The sequence below is a fragment of the Bacillus sp. AM1(2019) genome, assembly GCF_009906915.1.
In the GTDB taxonomy this organism is placed as follows: Bacteria; Bacillota; Bacilli; order Bacillales; family Bacillaceae; genus Bacillus; species Bacillus velezensis.
Genome location: NZ_CP047644.1, coordinates 520,105 through 539,032, shown reverse-complemented (window position 1 = coordinate 539,032; position 18,928 = coordinate 520,105). Strand labels below are relative to the sequence as shown.

The following is an 18,928-nucleotide window of genomic DNA, read 5'->3' as shown; positions in this document are numbered from 1 at the left end:
GTTCTAACCTCCTACCGAAGCCATTTCACGGCTTGAATCTCTGTTCCTTCCTCTGCAACAGATTGCAGGCTGAATTCGTCCATCAGCCTTTTGACGCCCGGAAGTCCCGCTCCCAGTCCGCCTGACGTTGAAAAGCCGTCTTCCATCACTTTACGGATGTCGGGGATTCCGGGTCCTTTGTCTTCTGCTATAATTTTAAGGCCTTTTTTCCCTCTGTCGTTTACTTGTTCTATGCTGACCTGGCCCTTGCCTGCATATAAGTAAATGTTTCTGGCCAATTCTGAGATAGCCGTCGTGATTCTGGCCTGGTCCACCGTGCCGAAGCCTAATTCCTTCGCAACGTTGCGGCCAAGCTGTCTGGCGGCTACGATATCCCATTCTGTCATGATTTTCACACAGGATTGGTCGTTCATCGCTATTCCCCCAATTCCCGCTTCAATGTCTCAAGCCCTTGCTCTAAATCGAGCGCCGTTTCAATTTCCTCAAGTGAGATTCCGAGTTCAATCAATGTGACCGCCACAGCCGGCTGAATTCCCGTCAACACGACATTTGCGCCCATCAATTTAGACATGGTGATGACATCGCCGAGCACTTTCGCGATAAATGAATCGATCATGTCAACGGATGTCAGGTCAATGACGACCCCGTTTGCGCCGGTTTCATAGATTTTGTTCAGCAGATCTTCTTGAAAATGCAAAGCTGTCTGGTCGTCAAGTTCCCATTGGATGGATACCAATAAGCAGTTATACAGTTTCAGGATCGGGATTTTTGGATGTCTCACAATGTTATTCCCCCAATGAAACGATTTTTCGATTTGTCATTTCAAGCGCTGTTTGAATTCCTTTTTGAAGGGTATTCTTCGTAATAACCTGCGACAAATCAATTCCCAGATTAACGATCGTCTGCGCGATTTCCGGACGGATTCCGACGAGCAGGCATTTCGCGCCGACAAGCCGCACCGCTTCTGACGCCTGAATAATATGGTGCGCCACCATCGTATCAACGACCGGCACGCCCGTGATATCAATTAATACAACCTGTGAACGGTGCTTCACGACGCCGTTTAACAGATTTTCCATAATGTGCTTTGCACGCTCCGTATCAATCGTCCCGACAAGCGGCATGACCGTTACATGCTCAAATACCGGGATCAGCGGAGCCGACAATTCCTGAAGCGCGATTTTTTGCAAAGTAACCGTTTTTTCCCAGGAGATAGAATACTGATTTAAAATTTCCGTGTTGATCGGATTGAAAAAGCTGTCTATTTCCAAAATCAAATCTGCTCTGTCCTGATCGGCCATATTAAGGTCGACCATCGTTTCGTAAAGCAGTTTCCAAAACTCTGACAGGGTAGCTGAAAGAAGTTTCAGTGACAGACCGAGCTGAACGGCGCGCAGTGCGAGTTCACTGATCTGCTCTTCCGTAGCCTCGTCATTTTTAGTCGATAATAAAAGAATGTCTATATAGTCTTTACAAATATTTTCACATATGTGATTCGTAAGCTGATAGTCTTCCTGATTGCCTACTTCTTTTAGTTTGGCTGTCCAAGTATCAAGCAGTTCATCATGCTGATCAATAATGAACTGATACACTTTCTGATTCGACATGGGTTTCACTGACCTCCCGACACAAAACAACAAATTTTGTTTGATTATCTCTTTATTATAGCGCTTATGTTTTTCGAAAACAAAAAAAGTTGCTCTATATGAGCAACCAAAATATGACTAAAAATCAATGAGTGCCAAACTGATTTGCAGGGCTTCATCAACCTTATCCATCATTTCATCATCCAGATGAGTTATTTTATCCGTTAATCTTTGCTTGTCAATCGTCCGAATTTGCTCCAGCAAAATAACGGAATCTCTTTCAAAACCGTAGCGTTTTGCATCAATTTCGACGTGGGTTGGTAATTTCGCTTTCTGTATTTGGGCTGTTATGGCTGCAACAATAGCAGTCGGGCTAAAGCGATTTCCGATATCATTTTGGATCACTAAAACCGGGCGTACGCCGCCTTGCTCTGAGCCAACAACAGGAGATAAATCAGCAAAATAAACATCGCCGCGCTTTACAATCAAAATGATTATCCTCCGCTGACTAAGCGCTCAACGGTCGTTTCTGCTTCGCACTCAGCATAGTGAGCCTCAGAAGAGATATTCAAGTTGATTTTCGCCATTTCCATATACCCGCGTCTCATCAAATCACGGTTATGGCGAGTTGTCCGTTCGCTGACATACGCTCTCACTGCTTGTGATATCAGTTCGTTTCTGCTTCGTTTCTCCCGCATCGCTACACCATCCAATTCAGCTACTAAGTTTTCGGGCAAGCTGATTTTCATTTCGGTTCTTGCGCTGGATTCAGACAAAAAACATACACCTCCACCAAACTTACGGATACGACCAATTCATCCATCCAGACATAATGATACCATTATTCAAACGTCAAGCAAAGCTGTTTTATAAATTCTCTTTTTCCGGATGACGGCTACTTGCTTGTATTATCTTGCAGTAAAGGATTTCTTACTTCCATTATACTCTCATTTTCCAAAAACATACGGGGAACGCGGGAACTAATGGTACAAGGGACCTCGTAATTAATCGTCCCAAGCCGCCCTGCGATTTCATCCATCGTGATCGTTTCTCCCTTCTGGCTGCCGATCAGGGTGACTTTGGTGCCCGGCGGATAAGATTGATCTAATTCGACCATCAATTGATCCATGCAGATTCTTCCCGCGATGTTCATCCGTTTGCCGCCGATCAGCACAGACGTGCCGCTCAGCTTGCGGAGCCACCCGTCTGCATAGCCGATGGGAACCGTTCCGATCCATTGATCCTTCTCTGCCGTATATGTTGCGCCGTAGCTGACGCTTTCCCCTTTGCGGATCTTTTTCACATGGGATAAAACAGAGTGCAGCGCAAAAGCCGGTTTTAATTGAAACGGAATTTCGCTTTGGATGTCAGCAGAAGGACGAAGCCCGTACATACTGATGCCGAAACGAACCGCGTTAAAGAAGCCTTTTTTAAGGCGAAGTCCGGCGGCGCTGTTCGCGCAGTGCACCATCAATTCTTTTAAAGGGAGCGGAGCGATCAATGTTTTAAAGCGGTCAAACTGGAAGAGGAAATAATCTCTGTTTTTCTCATCCGCGGTAGCAAAGTGGGTGAAAACGCCTTTACAGACTAAACCGGGATTTTGGCTGAGGATTTTTAACACGCTTTGGATTTCTTCCTCCGTTTTGACTCCGAGTCTGTTCATGCCGGTGTCGACTTTCAGATGAAACGGCAATGTCGCACTTCCGAGGTGGCGCGCAGCTTCCTGAAGCCATTCAACAGAATACCCCGTGAGTGTTACGTCATACTCGGCAGCTGCTTGTACATATTCGGGCGGCACGGCGCCAAGCACGAGAATCGGCGCTGTAATGCCCCGTTTTCTCAATGAAATCGCTTCATCCAGTATGGCTACGGCAAGACAAGAGGCACCCGCTTCAAGCGCGGCTTTCCCAACTTCCAAATCTCCGTGGCCGTAAGCGTTCGCCTTTACAACCGCCATGAGATGGACGTTTTGCCCGATGTGTTTTTTCATATGCGTGACATTTTCTTTAATCGCGGACAGGTTGATTTCCGCCCACGTTTCTCTGTAAAAGGATGCTGTGTTCATTCGATACACTTCCTAGCATTATTTTCAATTCATATTGTTATTATCATACTAAAATTATTCTGCAAAGTGAAATGGAATCAAAAAAGAGACCGACAGCGGCGGCCTCTTTTTTGACATTATTTTGACGACTGTCCCTGCATGCTTTTGGCGGCGGCCACCATTTCATCTTTTGTCAGATCCTGTGATGACAGAAGATAATCGACTCCGTCATATGTCCACGTTAAAGACGTATCAGATAATGCGGCCACCGTGAAGCCGAGATTAACCGGTTCGCCTTTCAGCGTGACGGCAGAGGCGGCTTTTGCGATATGGGCTTTTTCTTGAATAAGGGTGAAGGATTTTTCTCCGCCGTAAGTCATGACGATCCGTTTGCCGTCCGCCGTTGAAATATCTTTCTCTTCAAGCTTTTTGACGCCGGCCGGCACTTGAAGCGGTGTTTTGACCGCAAATGAATCAGACGGCTTGGCGCTTGTGGCGACGTCCATCTGGGAAAGCGTCATATTTTTCTTCTCGTCAAAAGAGTCTTTATCAAACGGCTTGTTGAATTCAAAGCTTTTGAATTCGACTTTTACCATCACTTTTCGGTCTGTATCCATCACTTTGACGAGCGACGGGCTCATGTCCTTTTTGTTGAAAGTGATTTCCTGAGTCGGCAGCATTTTGTTGTGCTGATAGTTTGTTTTTGTTTCAAACGTGTACTTTTTATCTTTGGCGGAATAGACGGCGTCTTTGTCATGCTGCACGTCCTTTACAAGTGACTCAAACAAATATACTTGGCTGCTGTTATTCGGCCAATCGCTTTGGAATCTGAAGCTCTTATTTAAAGACGGCGTAAGGACAAAGACTCCGTTGGCGTTCCGTAAAATGACTTGGTTTTGGTCTTTTTTCGGATTTTCCAGATAGACCCGGTACAGGGAAGGTTTTTTATGCCAGATTTCCACATTGTATACTTGCGGATCACTCCCCGTCTGAATGGTCATTTTGGCTTTCGCTTTGTACGAGGTGTATTCTTTCGCCTTCTTATCTAAACCGTTCACGATATCTTCCTGTGATTTTTGGCCGCAGGCCGAAAGAATAAGGACGGCAAGCAGTCCCGTTAAAAGCAAAACAAAGCTTTTTCTCACCTTTTTCCAACCCCTTCTTCTCAATTGATGTAAAGGGAAGAAATCGCTTGTTTGACTTTAACGGTACGCCCTGAACGGACGGACGCGTACCATAAAAGCCTCAAACAACTTGTCTCCCTTAATGCACTATCAAATATATGAAGGGGTTTCGGCTAATATGCAGACTAGCGTGACAACCTTTCAATCACGACCTGTGCCGCGGCGTATTCTTTTGTATGGGTAATGGAGACGTGAACCGCCGCGCCGTCCAGCTTGGCGCAGGTCAGCACCGGCTTGCCCGCCGTGTCGTTTCCGGTTTCAATATCCTGAAAGCTGAGCTCTTTGCCGATACCTGTGCCGTATGCTTTCGAAAAGGCTTCTTTTGCCGCAAATCTTCCCGCGAGAAATTCAATTTTCCTTTTGTCCGACAGCAATGTAAAACGGGCGTATTCAGCCTCCGTCAATATTCTTTTGGGAAACCTCGCCTGCCGGCTGAGCATGTTTTCAATTCTGTGCAGTTCAACGATGTCGATTCCGATTCCGAAAATCATGTGAATTCCTCCTAAAAGTCCGTACTAAAAAACGGTTTATGTCATAAACGTGTTACTATATATGTAACAAATCAGATGCAAAGGGGCTTGCGATGTTTATACGAACGGAAAATTTCCAGACTTTTATCAGACGTTATCCGGCCGTCAGCTGTATCTTGGCGCTGCAGGCGTTCTTATGGCTGTTTTTCAGTATGCCGCTTCATTCCGTCATGATGTGGTCAGATGCTGTGACCGGCTATAATTACGGCGTTTCCTCGGGAGAATGGTGGCGGCTGGTGACACCGATGTTTTTACATGCGAATTTCACTCACCTTTTGTTTAACTCCATGTCTCTCTTTTTATTCGCGCCCCCGCTTGAGCAGATGCTCGGAAAAGTCCGTTTTCTGATTGTGTACATCGCATCGGGCATCATCGGCAATATCGGCACGTATCTTGCCGAACCGCTTGATTATGTGCATGTCGGCGCATCCGGCGCGATCTTCGGACTTTTCGGCGTGTATGTGTTTCTGACTGTTTTCCGCAAGGAGCTGATCGGCCGGGATCAGTCGAAAATGATTATGACCCTGCTTATCATCGCGGTGCTGTCGACGTTTATCAACTCTAATATTAACATTATGGCGCATTTGTTCGGACTGGCAGGCGGATTTTTGCTTTCCTTTTTATGCGTGCAGCAAAAAAAGCGGCGGTATTAACCGTCCGCTTTTTCATATGAATACCAGCGCCCGATGCGTTCGGCATCTTCCTCGCTGACATCCTTCAGCATGACAAGCTCCATGTGGTGAGCTGATTTCACTGCGGTAGCCACAGATGCGAGCCGCCTTCTTTTTTGCAGAAAGGAGCGGCTGACTTCAAACATCTGCATTCTTCTTCTCAGCATAATCGTGGTCGTCTTCCCGATCAGCCTCGTGGTGATCTGAAGCCTGCCGCCGTTTATGCACCATGACGCTGTCCTAAACGAAGCATATCCAAGCACCAGTTCGACAGGAAGCACAAGCAGCGATGCATATCCCCACGGCTTAAACAGAATACAAAGCGGGATGATCACGAAAACCGAGAAGATTATAGATCGGAATAAATACCGGCGCAGCGCCCTTTTCGGCAAATGATTCCGGTTTTCTTCCAGCACGTAATCCGGTGTGAAACGATTTAGCATCACACCGAGCTTTGATTTGCGGATGATCGGAAACAGAATCGTCTGTGCTCCTTCTTTCTCATTCCCCGCACTGCCGGCGCTGACAATCGCAACCGTCGCGTATCCGAATAATTGCCTGATCACATTTTCTTTCATTTTAATGGCTTGGATTTTACGGAGCGGGATTGTCACTTGATGCTTTTCAATAATTCCTCTGGTAATAACCAATTCGTGTTCCTTTTTTTCTATTTTAAAGTTGGCATGCTTGATCATCATACCGGCGATGCTTAACAGCCAGGCGATGAACAATCCTATGAAAATGATCACGGCGTATATGCCGATGCTCGCATGCTTGAGAAAGGAAAACCTGTCATAGAGCCAGTCCATCGGAAGTACTTCATCAATCTGAGAAAAGAGGGCGAATACCGCTGAGATGATGACACCGATTCCCCCGGATGTTGAGGCGGCCATAAGCAGCTCACCTACAGACAGGCGGTAAACGGATTGCACATCTTCCCCGCGCATCGGTTCCTGCTCCGCTGCGGTCTCCCCTCGTTCTTCTTGCTCCGCTTTTTGCTGAAAAACAGCCGCTCTGATCCGTTCCGCCTCTTCCACAGTAATGGCGGATAAGACGGCTTCAGCGTTTTTCCCGTCGCCGGCCGTTTCGATTTGAAGCTTAACAAGCTTAAAAAGCTGCTGAATGATGCCGGCACTCGTATTCATTGATTGAATCCGGTCAATGGAGATGTATCTCTTTTTCGTAAAAAACAAGCCTTCTTCAATTCTGAATTCTCCGTCCTCAATCCGGTATGTAAATTTTCTCCACTCGATCACACTAGCCGTAATCAGCCAGATAAGCAGGACGGCGAGCGCAATGCCTCCGTAAAAGCGGATGAAGTGGTTGGAGTTTACAATATAGACGAGAAAAAATGGCAGAATAATGTTTTTAATGGTTTCGATAATAATATGGAATAAGTTCAAAATCACGGCCGCCGGATGCAGACGTTTCGGCTCAGACATCATCTTCCGTCACCCTTGCCAGACGGGAAATGGAATCCCTCAGCCGGTCAGCTTCCTCCATATCAAGCGCCGGAATGGAATGAACGGTTGCCGCCGTGGAGATTTTGACTGAGGCCAGACGGTACCTTCTGAGGAGCGGGCCTTGTGAAGTATCTACGTGCTGCACCCTCACCATCGGCACAATGACCCGTTTGACAATAAAAATGCCGGATTGAATATCAATTTCATTTTCATGGACTTCATAGCGCCAGATCCTGTGCCTGATTTTCGGTATGGCATAGACGGATATTACTGAACCGATAACCCAAATGATGCCGAGGACTCCGGTGATCCAATACGGCCAATGGAAGAAATGGCTTAAAACAGCTGCTGCTATAACGGCCAGAAGACAGAAGGCGGACAGGATGATTTCCTGAAGACGCCAGACTTTTAAGCCGCTTGGACTGATTCGATTTTTTGGCTGTGCTCTCAACATACCTACCTCCCATTTTTTATCATACATACAAATACGGCTGATTTGCAAAAAAGATTCACTTTCCGGCATATCAAAAAAAAGCGGACCCCGTAAAAGGGTCCGCTTCCTGTGTTTTAGTATGATTTTTTCTGGCGTCTGTCACCTGAAGAACGGCGGTCGCTTGAGCGTTTTTTATCGTAGGAAGAACGGTTGTTGTTTTTCCCTTTGCCGCCGCGGTAGCCGCCGCCTTGGCCGTCTCTGCGCTTAGAAGTACGCTGGTTTTTATAGCGTTTGCTGACCATCGGCGCTTCATCAGTGAGGCGTACAGGCGTGCTGTCCGGCTCTTTTGTCGCCATTTTAATGGCTGCAGCCACAACTGTCACTGCATCATGATCTTCTAACAATTCCGCAGCTGCCGTCATGTAGAAGTTCAGGTTGTTTTCGCTGATCGCCGTGCGCAGACGGTCAACCGTCACCTGCTGCTGTCCTTCTAATGCTTCGTCAAGCGTCGGCTCTTTCATGCGGTCCATTTTGCGTTTTGTCGTTTGTTCAATCGCGCGAAGCATGCTTTTCTCACGCGGTGTGATAAACGTCATCGCCATACCCGTTTTTCCTGCACGGCCCGTTCTTCCGATACGGTGAACGTAACTTTCAGGATCTTGAGGCACGTCAAAGTTGTAAACGTGGGTAACGCCTGAGATATCAAGTCCGCGGGCGGCAACGTCAGTCGCTACAAGCACTTCGATCGCACCTTCTTTAAACTTGCGAAGCGCAACCATACGTTTCGCCTGCGTTAAGTCGCCGTGAATTCCTTCAGCCGCATATCCGCGAAGGTTCAGGGCTTCAGCAAGCTCATCGACACGGCGTTTCGTACGTCCGAATACGATCGCAAGTTCCGGAGACTGAATGTCAAGAAGACGAGTCAGCGTATCGAATTTTTTGCGCTCCTGCACTTCCAAGTAGAACTGCTGAATGTTGGACACAGTCATTTCTTTCGCTTTTACTTTTACGTGTTCCGGCTCAGTCATGAAACGCTCTGCGATCCGTTTGATCGGCGCAGGCATTGTTGCTGAGAATAAGAGCGTTTGGTGGTCGCTCGGCACGTTTGAGAGAATGGATTCAATGTCATCAATGAATCCCATGTTCAGCATTTCATCAGCCTCATCCATGACAACCGTGTTCACGTTATTTAAACGGATCGTGCGGCGGTTGATATGGTCAAGAAGACGCCCCGGCGTACCTACGATGATATGCGGGTTTTTCTTCAATGCGCGGATTTGACGTCCGATATCCTGGCCGCCGTAAATAGGCAGTACTTTCGCACGCTTATCTTGTCCGATTTTATATAACTCTTCAGATACTTGAATGGCTAATTCACGGGTTGGCGCGATTACGATTGCTTGAATATTAGGAGACTCGGGGTTCATTTTTTCAACAAGGGGTATACCGAACGCAGCTGTTTTACCTGTACCTGTTTGCGCTTGTCCGATGACATCTTTATTTAAAAGTCCGAGCGGAATCGTTTGTGCCTGGATCGGTGTTGCTTCTTCAAATCCCATACGATTGATTGATTTCATGAGATCAGAACTTAATTGGAAATCTTGAAACGTTATAGTCAAATTATTCAAACTCCTTCTGATTGCTGTTTCAGTAATGTCGTGATTTACCACTAAAAACCGCCCTTTCATCCAAAGGACAGGATCATACGTATACAAAGCCCGAATTACTTTACGTTTAATCTTACCATTACACTATGTGTTTTTCAATAAGGCGAGATGGTCAGGCGGCCGGAAGCGGCCTGACCGGATTCTTCCCGCGAACGGGGCCGGACCCCGCGCCGGACGGGATTTCCCAGCCGGCGGTCTTTCTTTTTCATACGGACAGAATTATTTCACCCTGAATTAGTTTCTTCATTTTTGTATATTTTTATGATGCTGATCAGTATTTTTTCAGTGCTTCTCTAATAAATCTTTAACGATTTCTTCGAGCTTCATACCTCTCGATGCTTTAAACAGAAGGAGATCGCCGGAAGCGGCCATTTCCTGTATGGCGTGAAGCAGTTCTTTTTTGTCAAGATAATGGCTGACGCGCCCTTCTTCAAAACGCCGGCGCGCTCCGTCAGCGATGAATGCGCCGAGTGTGCCGTAAGTAAATACATGGTCGATTTCCGCCGGATTGATCGCAGCTCCGCATTCTTCGTGGAATGCTTTTTCTTCATCACCAAGTTCAAGCATATCACCGAGCACGAGCATTTTCTTCCGATAGCCTTTCATCGTTTCGATTAATTCGACCGCCGCTTTCATTGACGTCGGGCTCGCATTATATGCGTCGTTTACGATCGAGATGCCGTTGTCCGTTTTGACCAGTTCCAATCTCATCCCCGTCACCTTCAGGCGGCTCAGTCCCAGAGCGGCATTTTCCGGCGTAATGCCGAAATAGATGCCGGCGGCGTATGCGGCCATGGCATTCATGACATTATGTCTGCCGAGAACGGGAATAAAGAAAGAACGGCCGATTCCGTCGATATTGAAGTACGTGCCTTCTTCCGCCTGTTTTATTTCTTTCAGGCGGAGATCATTGTCCGCGCCTGCGCCGTATGTCGTTGTCCGGCAAGTGTACGTCTTTTCGCGAAGCAGCGGCTCATCCCCGAAACAAAACAGAACGCCGTCTTCCCGAAGTCCGTTTATAATTTCAAGTTTTGCCTCCGCAATTCCTTCTCTTGAGCCTAAATCCTGCATGTGGGATTCGCCGATATTGGTAATGACGGCAGCTTCCGGTTCAGCAAGACGGCTCAGAAAATCAATTTCGCCTCTCGCGCTCATTCCCATTTCTAAAACGGCGATTTCTGTATCTTCAGGCATGGCAAGCACGGTCAGCGGCAGGCCGATATGGTTGTTGAAATTGCCGGCGGTTTTGTGAACGCGGTACTGCGTGCCGAGAACGGCGTGAAGCATGTCTTTCGTTGTCGTTTTTCCGTTGCTCCCGGTCACCCCGATAACCCGTGTGCCGAGCTCTTTTAAATAAGCTTTTGCCAATGTTTGCAGCGCCTCCAGCGTGTCATCGACAAGGATGACAGCTCGCTCTTCCGGCGGATTCGGTTCAGAGCGGTCCCACAATACCGCGGAAACGCCTTTTTCGAATGCTTGCGGCACAAAGGTGTGGCCGTTAAAATGCTCGCCTTTTAAAGGAATGAACAGCTGATTTTTTTCCAAAGTCCGCGTATCGGTTGCGGCGCCCTCAATCATTGTTTGTTCAAATACGGGATTTGTCAGTGTGCCTTTGACCATGTCTGCGATTCGTTTTACAGTTCGCTTTATCAAAGGTGGCACCTCGCTTTCTGAAAATGTTGTCTGTTACGGGAAAAGACACTGCCCCTTCAGGCAGTGTCCGTCTTCATTAAAATGTATGTTTAATCAGCTGTTTTTCGGCATGGCGTTCTTTTGCCAGCTCAACCAGCTGTTCGATCAGATCACTGTAATCTACGCCTGCTTCTTTCCAAAGCAGCGGGAACATGCTGAATGGCGTAAAGCCCGGCATTGTGTTCACTTCGTTAATGAGCACTTGACCGTCATTGGTCAGGAAGAAATCGGCGCGGACAAGGCCTGATCCGTCAATCGCTTTGAAGGCTTTAATCGCCATCTCGCTGATTTCCGCATATTGTTCATCCGTCACTTGCGCGGGAATCATTAAATCCGTGTCGCCGTCTTCATATTTCGCCTTGTAATCGTAAAAGTCGGTTTTCGGCGCGATTTCACCGACGGCGGAGCATTTCGGTTCGTCATTTCCGAGTACGCCGATTTCGATTTCTCTTCCGGCGATTCCTTCTTCCACCACAATTTTCCGGTCATACTCAAAAGCCAGTTCGAAGGCTTTTTCAAGCTCTTCACGGTTTCTGCATTTGCTGATTCCGACGCTTGATCCGAGGTTCGCCGGTTTGACGAAGCATGGATACCCAAGCTCCTCTTCAACCTGCTGTAAGCAGCTGTCCGGCGTCTGTTTCCAGTCCTTTTTTAAGAAAGCGGCGTACTTCGCCTGCGGAAGCCCCGCTTGAGCGAACAAATGCTTCATGATGACTTTATCCATGCCGGCTGATGATGCAAGCACCCCGTTGCCGACATAAGGAACGTTCAGCAATTCCAGCAGACCCTGAATGGTGCCGTCTTCACCGTTCGGTCCGTGGAGAAGCGGAAATACGACATCGATCGGCGCCTTTTCGTCAGGCGACGCTTCAGGAAACATTTCCCGGTTCAATGCTGATAGAGCGAAACTTTCACCGTTTTGTTCCAGCTGAAGCATTTTCACGTTGGAAACCGGCTCAGTCAGCAGCGGGCCTCTTTGCCATTCTCCTTTTTCAGTGATGTAAATCGGATGTATATCAAACTTCTCAGTATTAAGCGCTTTTGTTACAGCTAATGCTGTCTGCAGCGATACATTGTGTTCGGCTGACTTTCCGCCGTACACCAATCCTAGACTTGTTTTCAATGGATATTCCCCCCACAACAATTCATCTTTACTATCTTATCACTTTCCTCAGAAAATGATCTAATTATTTTTGGGCATTCTGAATATGAAAGCATTTGTATGTAATTCCTTTTTATTTTATATTAAAATGGCATGGAAAAGGAGATGTGTCATATGAAAAAAATCAGTACAACAGAACAATTTAATGAACTTATTCAATCCGACAAGGAAATCATCGTGAAATTTTTCGCTGACTGGTGCCCTGACTGCACGCGCATGAATATGTTCATCGGCGATATTTTGGAAGAATATAATCAAAATGATTGGTATGAACTGAACAGAGACGAGCTCCCTGAGCTTGCCGACAAATATCAGGTAATGGGCATACCGAGCCTTCTGATCTTTAAAAACGGCGAAAAGAAAGCGCATCTTCACAGCGCAAACGCGAAAACGCCCGAAGAAGTCACAGAGTTTTTATCACAGCATATTTAATTCGTTTCACGATCTTTGTTTATGACTTCAGGCTCTACATGAACATGGACATGAGTCACATCATGTTCATGTTTTATTGCATATTCGACCTCATCGGCTACTTCGTGGCCTTCTTTCACAGACAGTCCCGGATCTACCGTAATGACCATTTCCACATGAACCGTGCTCCCCAAATACCTTGCTTTCACATCCTTCAGCCTGCTGACCTCTTTTATTTCTTTCACCGTGTGTTTATACGGCTCCAAATCTTTCAGATCAAATCCGTCCGTCAATGAGTGGGAAGCATCTTTGAAGATGTCCCATGCCGTCTTACAGATGATGATTCCGATCAGAAAAGCAATAACCGGATCAATCCACGGCAGATGAAGCCGGGCCGTTAAGACGCCTATAAACGCCCCAATACTGACATAGGCGTCAGAACGGCTGTCTTTCGCCGCCGCATGAAGGGCAGAACTTTTAACCCGATCCGCAAGTCGGCTGTTATATACATACATGCCGTACATTACAATCCCGCTTCCGAGCGCCGTCCATGCCGCAATGAAGCTCGGCTCGGCCTCCGTTCCGCTGACAATCGCCTTTGCTCCTCCGATCAGCACTTCAATACCGACCGCCATCATAATAAAAGACGCAATTAATGAAGAAATTGTTTCAGCCCGATAATGTCCGTAGGCATGATCACTGTCCGCGGGGCGCTGGGAAATCCGGAGCCCGATCAGCACAGCCAGTGATGCGACAATATCCGTGGCATTATTTAACCCGTCCGCTCTGAGCGCTTCGGAATGATAAATAAGACCGATCACCAGTTTGACGGCGGCAAGGATGAGGTACGCGGCGATATTAAGAATCGCGCCTTTTTCGCCCCGTTTTAAGTTTGCCGTTTGATCATTCATGTAAGGACTCCTCCATTCTCATTCATAGTATGGATGGAAAAGCGGAAAAATAGCAGCTTTGATCTGACAGAAACACAATCAATTCGACAGCATTATTCCCCGGGAAACTTTTTGTCGAAAAATTGGCGGTATTTTTCCTTTACATATGAATATGCCCATTGTATACTTTCATTAACTGATAATGATTCTCAATATCATTTGATTAGGAGGGTAATCATGAGGTCTTCTCCTCAGCTCAGATCATCAGTTGAAGGACGAAAAAAACATCTGATCCATTTGCTGATCAATAACGGAATATACAAAAAGTCGGAACGGCATTTATATGAATTATCGCTCGGAGAATTAGAAAGCGAATACAAATATGTAAGGAAGGTGCGGGCTCATGGCGAAACGTAAAATAAAAACATACGAACAGCTGATAAAAGAAAACAAGGCGGCCATTATGAATAATCAAAAGCTGATGAATGTGATCTATGACAGAATTGACCGCAAGCATCAAAAACTGCTCCGGCACAACAGCCATACATAAAAAGAGCCTTTTTCAGGCTCTTTTTTTATTGCTCAAAGGCTTCCGCCGCTAATTTGCCGATGACCGCATCGTCCATCGGCGGATTGTGAAGGCCGGCCCGGGCATCCCGATAATACCGCTGAAGCGGATTATTTCGCTCCAGGCTTTTTGCGCCGGTGATTCTCATTGCTTTATCAACAACAGAAAGGACGGCATTTGTCACAATATGTTTTGCGGCGCCGAGCTCGCTTTTGATGAAAGGGCGGCGTTTCGGGTCATCATACATTTGCGCCGCCGTGAAGAGAAACTGTCTCGCTTTTAACAATTCGAGCTCCATTTCCCCGACACGCTGCCCAACGGCCGGCACGTCTTTAATCGGTCCGTTCAGGCTGTTCGGCGAATATTCGGATGCAAACCGGACGGCATAGTCCCTTGCCGCTTGAGCGATACCCAGATAAGCAGCGGGAATGTGAAGCAGCCAGCCATTCACTTTCGCCGCTCTCGGCCCGCTGATAAGCTCCACAAGCCGCTCATCACTGACCGTGACATGATCTAAAAGGAGATCATGGCTTCCGGTCGCCTTCATGGCAATCATATCCCATGTTTCTTCGACTGAAACGCCTGCCTGATCTTTATGAATGAGAAAAACACCGGTCGTTTGTTTTTCTTCAATCCATGCCGTCACAAGCATATAATCCAAAGTCAGCGAAAGGGTTGTAAAGGTTTTTCGGCCGTTCAGCACCCATTTTCCGTCTTTTTTGACAGCGGAGGTGCCGGGTCTTCCTCCCCTCGTCGGACTGCCGGTCTGCCGTTCCGTCGCTGCCCTGTTCAGGACGGCTCCCTTTTTCACCTCTTCTGTGATAAATGAAAAGACACCTTCATCCCAGCTGTTTCCTTCTCCGAGCTCACCCATGACGGATAAATGCCAGCCGATTCCGAGAGCAACGGCCGCGTCTCCCCGCGCCAGCCGTTCCTGAAACAGCACCATATCATAAACGGAAATGCCTGCACCGCCGAATGCCTCAGGTACCGTTAACGCCGTATATCCCGCGTCGCGCAGTCTTTGAATTTTCTCCGCGGGAAAACGGCCCGCCTCATCATCAAGCGCGGCTGTTTTTTGAAATTCGTCTGCAAGCAGGCCGATTTTTTCCACCCATTCCCTCTGCCGTTCATTCTGTATCCATAAAGACACTGGAATCCCCCCATTATAATTCCGATAAAGTTAATAAGTATTATAGAGATTCAAGTCTCGTTTCGCAACTGTGAGGCTGTACAAAAAAACACGCTATTCCATGGAATAGCGCGTTCAGACTGCTTCCGGGCCGCGGTCCTGCTTGAGCCCGAGATAAATCAGCATATATGTGAGATAACCCATCGTCATCACAAGCCCGCCAAAGAAAAAGCTTGAAAAAATCGGCTCTTCAAACGCGGTAACCGCCGCAAGCACGATCCAGCTTGCATACAGGTAGATGATGAAATAACGGAATCCCGACTTCATTTTATATAAGAGAAACAGCCCCACTGTAGAAAACAAACCCAGCGCAAGCCTGAAATAAACAAGATGTTCGAATTGGAACATGAATGACACAAAGGAAAAACCAAGCAATAACACAATCGGTAATGCGGTAATAAAATTTCTCAAGTGAGCACCTCCGTCATTACCTTTATTATAAATCAAAATAGCATAAATTATTGATTTATCGTGATCTTTTTCACAAAAATGTCATTCCTTTACTTTATACCCGAACATCGCGTTTGCAAAAGCTCCACCAAGCGACGGCTAAGAAGAATACGATATGGATAATGATAATGCCTGCGGAAAATAACGGCGTCATTCCCGCAAACAGCGGTTTCGCCCCGCTCATATATTGCGTCAGGTCAGTATTTGCGAACAGCAGAAAACTTCCCCATTTGTTTTGGAAGAGCGACATAATCGTCACGAGTGATTTTGCGCCGTACAGCACGATAAATGACAAAATGACGGCCGTTGCGCTGTTTCGGAATACAGAAGAACACAACAAGCCAAAGCATGCCATCGCAAACGCCTCGACCCAGTTCGTGCCGATTACTTTCAGGGTGTTCATCAGAAGCGTCCCTGATTCAGATGTCACCGACACGCCGAAGAAAGCCATGCCGAACAGCAGAGACAGAATATAGTACGCCGCATACAGGTACAAGCTGACCAAAAATACGGTAATGAGTTTAGATACAAAAATCCGCTCCCGCTTTACCGGGCGGATTAACAGAAATTTGATCGTTTTCTTATCAAATTCAGCGGAAATGATCGTTGCCGCGATCACGATCGTTAATGCCTCAAGCAGAATATTCAGCCCGGGCGCGTACGCCATATAGCCGATGAAATTCTCATCCGTTCCGGAACTGATGACAAGCCGTTTAATGACAAGCGCCATAATAAATTGGAGAACGGCCATCAGAATCAGCGCCACTAATGAGACTTTTCGGTTAAAGAGTTTCATATGCTCATTCGCTGTCAATTTAAACATTCGTCTCCCCCTCCTCTTGAAGCGCCGTCGTCACTTTCATGAATTCATCCTCCAGCGATTCCGCATACGGCATGATGGAATACACGAGAAAGTCTTGTCCGACGAGCGCACGGTTTAATGCCGGGATGTCCTTCTTCGCTACGGTGACGGTAATGCCCCCGCCGTTTTTCTCCGGAGCAAATTGCTGTTGGGACAGCCATTCGAATGCTTCGTCAGCCGGCTGAATGTCGAGGACGGCTTTTTCTTCTTTTTCCTCAGCGCCGCGCAGAACAACCTCTGTTTTGATCTCACCTTTTTGAATGATGATGACACGGTCGCAAAGGTCCTCCACTTCACGCAATAAATGCGTCGCAAAAAGGATGCTCGTCCCTTCAAGCTCCGCGAGTTCCTTTAAGTGATCGCGGAAATCCTTCATTCCGCCGGGATCAAGCCCGTTTGTCGGTTCATCTAAAATGAGCAGATTCGGACGGTGAAGAATGGCCTGTGCAATCCCGAGACGCTGACGCATACCAAGGGAATACGTTTTAACTTTGTCATGAACGGCATTTGTGAGCCCGACCCGCTCGATGACTTCCTGAAGCCTGTCCTCTTTGATGTTTTTGTGCATGTTGGCAAAGTGCTTCAGATTCTCCCACCCCGTCAGGTATGGGTAGAATTCAGGATTTTCCACGATCGCTCCGACGGATTCAAGCGCTTTTTCGAAATCAGCATCGTGCTGAAAGCCGTTAATTGTAATCGTGCCGCTGTTTTTCTTTAAAAGACCGACGATGATTCGGATAAGTGTGGTTTTTCCCGACCCGTTCGGACCGAGCAAACCGATGATCTCGCCCTGCCTGACATCCATGCTGATGTTTTTTAAAATGTGCTTCTTGCCTATTGTTTTGTCAAGGCCTTCAATATGTAAAATCGGCTCAGTCATACAGCCTTCCTCCTTTTTCACAAAAAATAAACAGTGCCCGTACATAGGCACTGTCTGCATTATAACATTAGTCATATATTCGTGAAGAGCCGGAGCCGACGTTATGTCTTATCCGGGACCGGTCCTTTTTTTTCCTTCTCTTCATTATTGACGACATCCAGAATATCAAGCAGGAACACAAAAATCGGAATTCCGATAATCAAGCCCCAAATGCCGAAGAAATGTTCCGAGAAAATCAGAACCGTAAAGGTAAAAAAGATCGGCAGTTCCGTTTTCGCTGACATCAGTTTCGGATTAAGGAAGTACGTCTCAATCGCATGGATGACGAAAATGACCAGCACGATGTAGATGACATACGCTGCGCCGCCCGTCGTATACGCGATGATGCTGAGCGGAATGAGCGAAATCACCACACCCGCCACGGGAATGAGCCCGAGGAAAAAGACCATGATTGACAGGCCGAACAGCTGCGGAAAATGCAGAATCGCCAATGCGATCAAGGTGAGGATACAGTTCACCAGCGCAATAATAAATTGGGCTTCAAGCACTTTGCCGAATGTTCTCGCAAACTTGCTGCCGAAATAAGCAAGTTCGTAGTAAAAAACAGACAGCTTGCTGTGCTGAAATTTTTTCATAAACTCCGTGAGCCGCTTTTTCTCGAACAGGAAAAACATGCTGAGAATCAGTGACATCACGACCTGCAAACCGAAAGTGCTGATATCGGCCAAGTATGTATACAGTACATTAAAACCTTCTTTTACATAGGAACCGATATTGATATCGCCGAACACGCTCGATATCTCATCATAAAACGGAATGACATCGGGATGATACGCGATGTGCTTGATCTGCTTAATCAGCTGTTCAATCTGCTTGGCAACAATCGGGTAAAAGACAAAGCCTCCGACAGTCGCCCCGACAGCCAGCGCAATATATAAAACGGTGATGACCACCCTCTGGCTGATCCGGAAAAAATGGTTCAACACGTGCCGGATGACAGTCTCCAGCCGATCCATCAGAAAAGTAAAAATAAACGTAAGCAAAATCAAATTAATCATACTTCGGAATACAACTAACACCCCAGTCAAAACAAGAAAAACCGAAAAACGTCTGACACCCGGATGCTGAAAAAATTTAAAAATAGCCGCCATTTATACACTCCTGCTAGGACAAAAAGCCCTTAGATTTCATCTTTCACTCTCTAATTGTAAATTATATAACAAAATGACGCTAAGGTCTTTGT

23 protein-coding genes are annotated in these 18,928 nt (G+C 46.9%); 4 read left to right on the top strand and 19 right to left on the bottom strand.

What is annotated here, in order from left to right; all coding sequences use genetic code 11:
- Window positions 1-11 precede the first annotated feature (11 nt).
- The 8 genes from GNE05_RS02810 to acpS form a co-directional block, all read right to left on the bottom strand.
- On the bottom strand, window positions 12-413 hold the full coding sequence (locus GNE05_RS02810) for an anti-sigma regulatory factor (protein WP_003156178.1): 402 nt from the start codon (window positions 411-413) through the stop codon (window positions 12-14).
- A 2-nt stretch (window positions 414-415) separates the two neighbouring features.
- Window positions 416-781 (bottom strand): RsbT antagonist protein RsbS, encoded by a 366-nt coding sequence (gene rsbS, locus GNE05_RS02805; protein WP_007609584.1) that lies wholly within the window; start codon window positions 779-781, stop codon window positions 416-418.
- Window positions 782-785: 4 nt separating this feature from the next.
- A complete protein-coding gene (locus GNE05_RS02800) occupies window positions 786-1,607 on the bottom strand; it encodes an STAS domain-containing protein (RefSeq protein ID WP_003156182.1) in 822 nt (273 codons plus the stop codon).
- A gap of 117 nt (window positions 1,608-1,724) precedes the next feature.
- Entirely contained in the window at window positions 1,725-2,075 is a 351-nt protein-coding gene (gene ndoA, locus GNE05_RS02795; RefSeq protein WP_003156187.1) for a type II toxin-antitoxin system endoribonuclease NdoA, read from the bottom strand.
- 5 nt (window positions 2,076-2,080) lie between these two features.
- Window positions 2,081-2,362: a type II toxin-antitoxin system antitoxin EndoAI gene (endB, locus tag GNE05_RS02790; protein WP_003156188.1), complete on the bottom strand. Its 282-nt coding sequence runs from the start codon at window positions 2,360-2,362 to the stop codon at window positions 2,081-2,083.
- 119 nt (window positions 2,363-2,481) lie between these two features.
- Window positions 2,482-3,651 (bottom strand): alanine racemase, encoded by a 1,170-nt coding sequence (alr, locus tag GNE05_RS02785; protein ID WP_160182407.1) that lies wholly within the window; start codon window positions 3,649-3,651, stop codon window positions 2,482-2,484.
- A 116-nt stretch (window positions 3,652-3,767) separates the two neighbouring features.
- Window positions 3,768-4,775: a LolA family protein gene (locus GNE05_RS02780; protein ID WP_003156191.1), complete on the bottom strand. Its 1,008-nt coding sequence runs from the start codon at window positions 4,773-4,775 to the stop codon at window positions 3,768-3,770.
- A gap of 164 nt (window positions 4,776-4,939) precedes the next feature.
- The gene (acpS, locus tag GNE05_RS02775; RefSeq protein ID WP_160182406.1) at window positions 4,940-5,305 is read right to left on the bottom strand and encodes a holo-ACP synthase; all 366 of its coding nucleotides are present in this window, start codon (window positions 5,303-5,305) and stop codon (window positions 4,940-4,942) included.
- Window positions 5,306-5,397: 92 nt separating this feature from the next.
- On the opposite strand from acpS, the gene GNE05_RS02770 reads away from it, so the two are divergent.
- Window positions 5,398-5,997, top strand: coding sequence for a rhomboid family intramembrane serine protease (locus GNE05_RS02770; RefSeq protein ID WP_003156193.1), 600 nt, complete (start codon window positions 5,398-5,400; stop codon window positions 5,995-5,997).
- On the opposite strand, the gene GNE05_RS02765 is transcribed toward GNE05_RS02770, so the two are convergent.
- The 5 genes from GNE05_RS02765 to GNE05_RS02745 form a co-directional block, all read right to left on the bottom strand.
- A complete protein-coding gene (locus GNE05_RS02765; RefSeq protein WP_061861875.1) occupies window positions 5,994-7,460 on the bottom strand; it encodes a PH domain-containing protein in 1,467 nt (488 codons plus the stop codon). The genes GNE05_RS02770 and GNE05_RS02765 overlap by 4 nt on opposite strands.
- Window positions 7,450-7,929 (bottom strand): PH domain-containing protein, encoded by a 480-nt coding sequence (locus tag GNE05_RS02760; protein ID WP_003156195.1) that lies wholly within the window; start codon window positions 7,927-7,929, stop codon window positions 7,450-7,452. The genes GNE05_RS02765 and GNE05_RS02760 overlap by 11 nt, the downstream gene beginning before the upstream one ends.
- Before the next feature lie 116 nt (window positions 7,930-8,045).
- Entirely contained in the window at window positions 8,046-9,530 is a 1,485-nt protein-coding gene (gene cshA, locus GNE05_RS02755) for a degradosome RNA helicase CshA (RefSeq protein WP_014416963.1), read from the bottom strand.
- Between the two features lie 330 nt (window positions 9,531-9,860).
- The gene (locus GNE05_RS02750) at window positions 9,861-11,231 is read right to left on the bottom strand and encodes a UDP-N-acetylmuramoyl-tripeptide--D-alanyl-D-alanine ligase (protein WP_160182405.1); all 1,371 of its coding nucleotides are present in this window, start codon (window positions 11,229-11,231) and stop codon (window positions 9,861-9,863) included.
- Between the two features lie 76 nt (window positions 11,232-11,307).
- Window positions 11,308-12,393 (bottom strand): D-alanine--D-alanine ligase, encoded by a 1,086-nt coding sequence (locus GNE05_RS02745; RefSeq protein ID WP_003156199.1) that lies wholly within the window; start codon window positions 12,391-12,393, stop codon window positions 11,308-11,310.
- Window positions 12,394-12,546: 153 nt separating this feature from the next.
- On the opposite strand from GNE05_RS02745, the gene GNE05_RS02740 reads away from it, so the two are divergent.
- Window positions 12,547-12,864 (top strand): thioredoxin family protein, encoded by a 318-nt coding sequence (locus tag GNE05_RS02740; protein WP_003156200.1) that lies wholly within the window; start codon window positions 12,547-12,549, stop codon window positions 12,862-12,864.
- On the opposite strand, the gene GNE05_RS02735 is transcribed toward GNE05_RS02740, so the two are convergent.
- Window positions 12,861-13,754, bottom strand: coding sequence for a cation diffusion facilitator family transporter (locus GNE05_RS02735; RefSeq protein WP_017419229.1), 894 nt, complete (start codon window positions 13,752-13,754; stop codon window positions 12,861-12,863). The genes GNE05_RS02740 and GNE05_RS02735 overlap by 4 nt on opposite strands.
- 216 nt (window positions 13,755-13,970) lie before the next feature.
- Between GNE05_RS02735 and GNE05_RS02730 the strand changes: the two genes are divergently transcribed.
- The gene (locus GNE05_RS02730; protein ID WP_003156203.1) at window positions 13,971-14,150 is read left to right on the top strand and encodes a Fur-regulated basic protein FbpA; all 180 of its coding nucleotides are present in this window, start codon (window positions 13,971-13,973) and stop codon (window positions 14,148-14,150) included.
- On the top strand, window positions 14,137-14,283 hold the full coding sequence (gene fbpB, locus GNE05_RS02725; protein ID WP_003156206.1) for a Fur-regulated basic protein FbpB: 147 nt from the start codon (window positions 14,137-14,139) through the stop codon (window positions 14,281-14,283). Before GNE05_RS02730 ends, fbpB begins: the two co-directional genes overlap by 14 nt.
- Window positions 14,284-14,308: 25 nt before the next feature.
- On the opposite strand, the gene GNE05_RS02720 is transcribed toward fbpB, so the two are convergent.
- The 5 genes from GNE05_RS02720 to GNE05_RS02700 all read right to left on the bottom strand — a co-directional run bounded on the left by GNE05_RS02720 (window position 14,309) and on the right by GNE05_RS02700 (window position 18,836).
- The gene (locus GNE05_RS02720) at window positions 14,309-15,454 is read right to left on the bottom strand and encodes an acyl-CoA dehydrogenase family protein (protein ID WP_014416959.1); all 1,146 of its coding nucleotides are present in this window, start codon (window positions 15,452-15,454) and stop codon (window positions 14,309-14,311) included.
- A 114-nt stretch (window positions 15,455-15,568) separates the two neighbouring features.
- On the bottom strand, window positions 15,569-15,904 hold the full coding sequence (locus GNE05_RS02715) for a hypothetical protein (RefSeq protein WP_007410218.1): 336 nt from the start codon (window positions 15,902-15,904) through the stop codon (window positions 15,569-15,571).
- 94 nt (window positions 15,905-15,998) lie between these two features.
- Complete coding sequence (locus tag GNE05_RS02710) at window positions 15,999-16,766, bottom strand: ABC transporter permease (protein ID WP_007410217.1); 768 nt, start codon at window positions 16,764-16,766, stop codon at window positions 15,999-16,001.
- Window positions 16,759-17,685 carry an ABC transporter ATP-binding protein gene (locus tag GNE05_RS02705; RefSeq protein WP_012116860.1) on the bottom strand — a complete coding sequence of 309 codons (927 nt, stop codon included), beginning with the start codon at window positions 17,683-17,685 and terminating at the stop codon, window positions 16,759-16,761. Before GNE05_RS02705 ends, GNE05_RS02710 begins: the two co-directional genes overlap by 8 nt.
- A 101-nt stretch (window positions 17,686-17,786) precedes the next feature.
- The gene (locus tag GNE05_RS02700; protein ID WP_101670016.1) at window positions 17,787-18,836 is read right to left on the bottom strand and encodes an AI-2E family transporter; all 1,050 of its coding nucleotides are present in this window, start codon (window positions 18,834-18,836) and stop codon (window positions 17,787-17,789) included.
- Between the last annotated feature and the right edge of the window lie 92 nt (window positions 18,837-18,928).

Coding starts and splice junctions, on each gene's coding strand:
- GNE05_RS02810 (WP_003156178.1), bottom strand. CDS start 413: ATGAACGACCAATCCTGTGTGAAAATCATGACAGAATGGGATATCGTA.
- GNE05_RS02800 (WP_003156182.1), bottom strand. CDS start 1,607: ATGTCGAATCAGAAAGTGTATCAGTTCATTATTGATCAGCATGATGAA.
- alr (WP_160182407.1), bottom strand. CDS start 3,651: ATGAACACAGCATCCTTTTACAGAGAAACGTGGGCGGAAATCAACCTG.
- acpS (WP_160182406.1), bottom strand. CDS start 5,305: ATGATTTTCGGAATCGGAATCGACATCGTTGAACTGCACAGAATTGAA.
- GNE05_RS02770 (WP_003156193.1), top strand. CDS start 5,398: ATGTTTATACGAACGGAAAATTTCCAGACTTTTATCAGACGTTATCCG.
- GNE05_RS02765 (WP_061861875.1), bottom strand. CDS start 7,460: ATGATGTCTGAGCCGAAACGTCTGCATCCGGCGGCCGTGATTTTGAAC.
- GNE05_RS02740 (WP_003156200.1), top strand. CDS start 12,547: ATGAAAAAAATCAGTACAACAGAACAATTTAATGAACTTATTCAATCC.
- GNE05_RS02735 (WP_017419229.1), bottom strand. CDS start 13,754: ATGAATGATCAAACGGCAAACTTAAAACGGGGCGAAAAAGGCGCGATT.
- GNE05_RS02730 (WP_003156203.1), top strand. CDS start 13,971: ATGAGGTCTTCTCCTCAGCTCAGATCATCAGTTGAAGGACGAAAAAAA.
- fbpB (WP_003156206.1), top strand. CDS start 14,137: ATGGCGAAACGTAAAATAAAAACATACGAACAGCTGATAAAAGAAAAC.
- GNE05_RS02710 (WP_007410217.1), bottom strand. CDS start 16,766: ATGTTTAAATTGACAGCGAATGAGCATATGAAACTCTTTAACCGAAAA.
- GNE05_RS02705 (WP_012116860.1), bottom strand. CDS start 17,685: ATGACTGAGCCGATTTTACATATTGAAGGCCTTGACAAAACAATAGGC.
- GNE05_RS02700 (WP_101670016.1), bottom strand. CDS start 18,836: ATGGCGGCTATTTTTAAATTTTTTCAGCATCCGGGTGTCAGACGTTTT.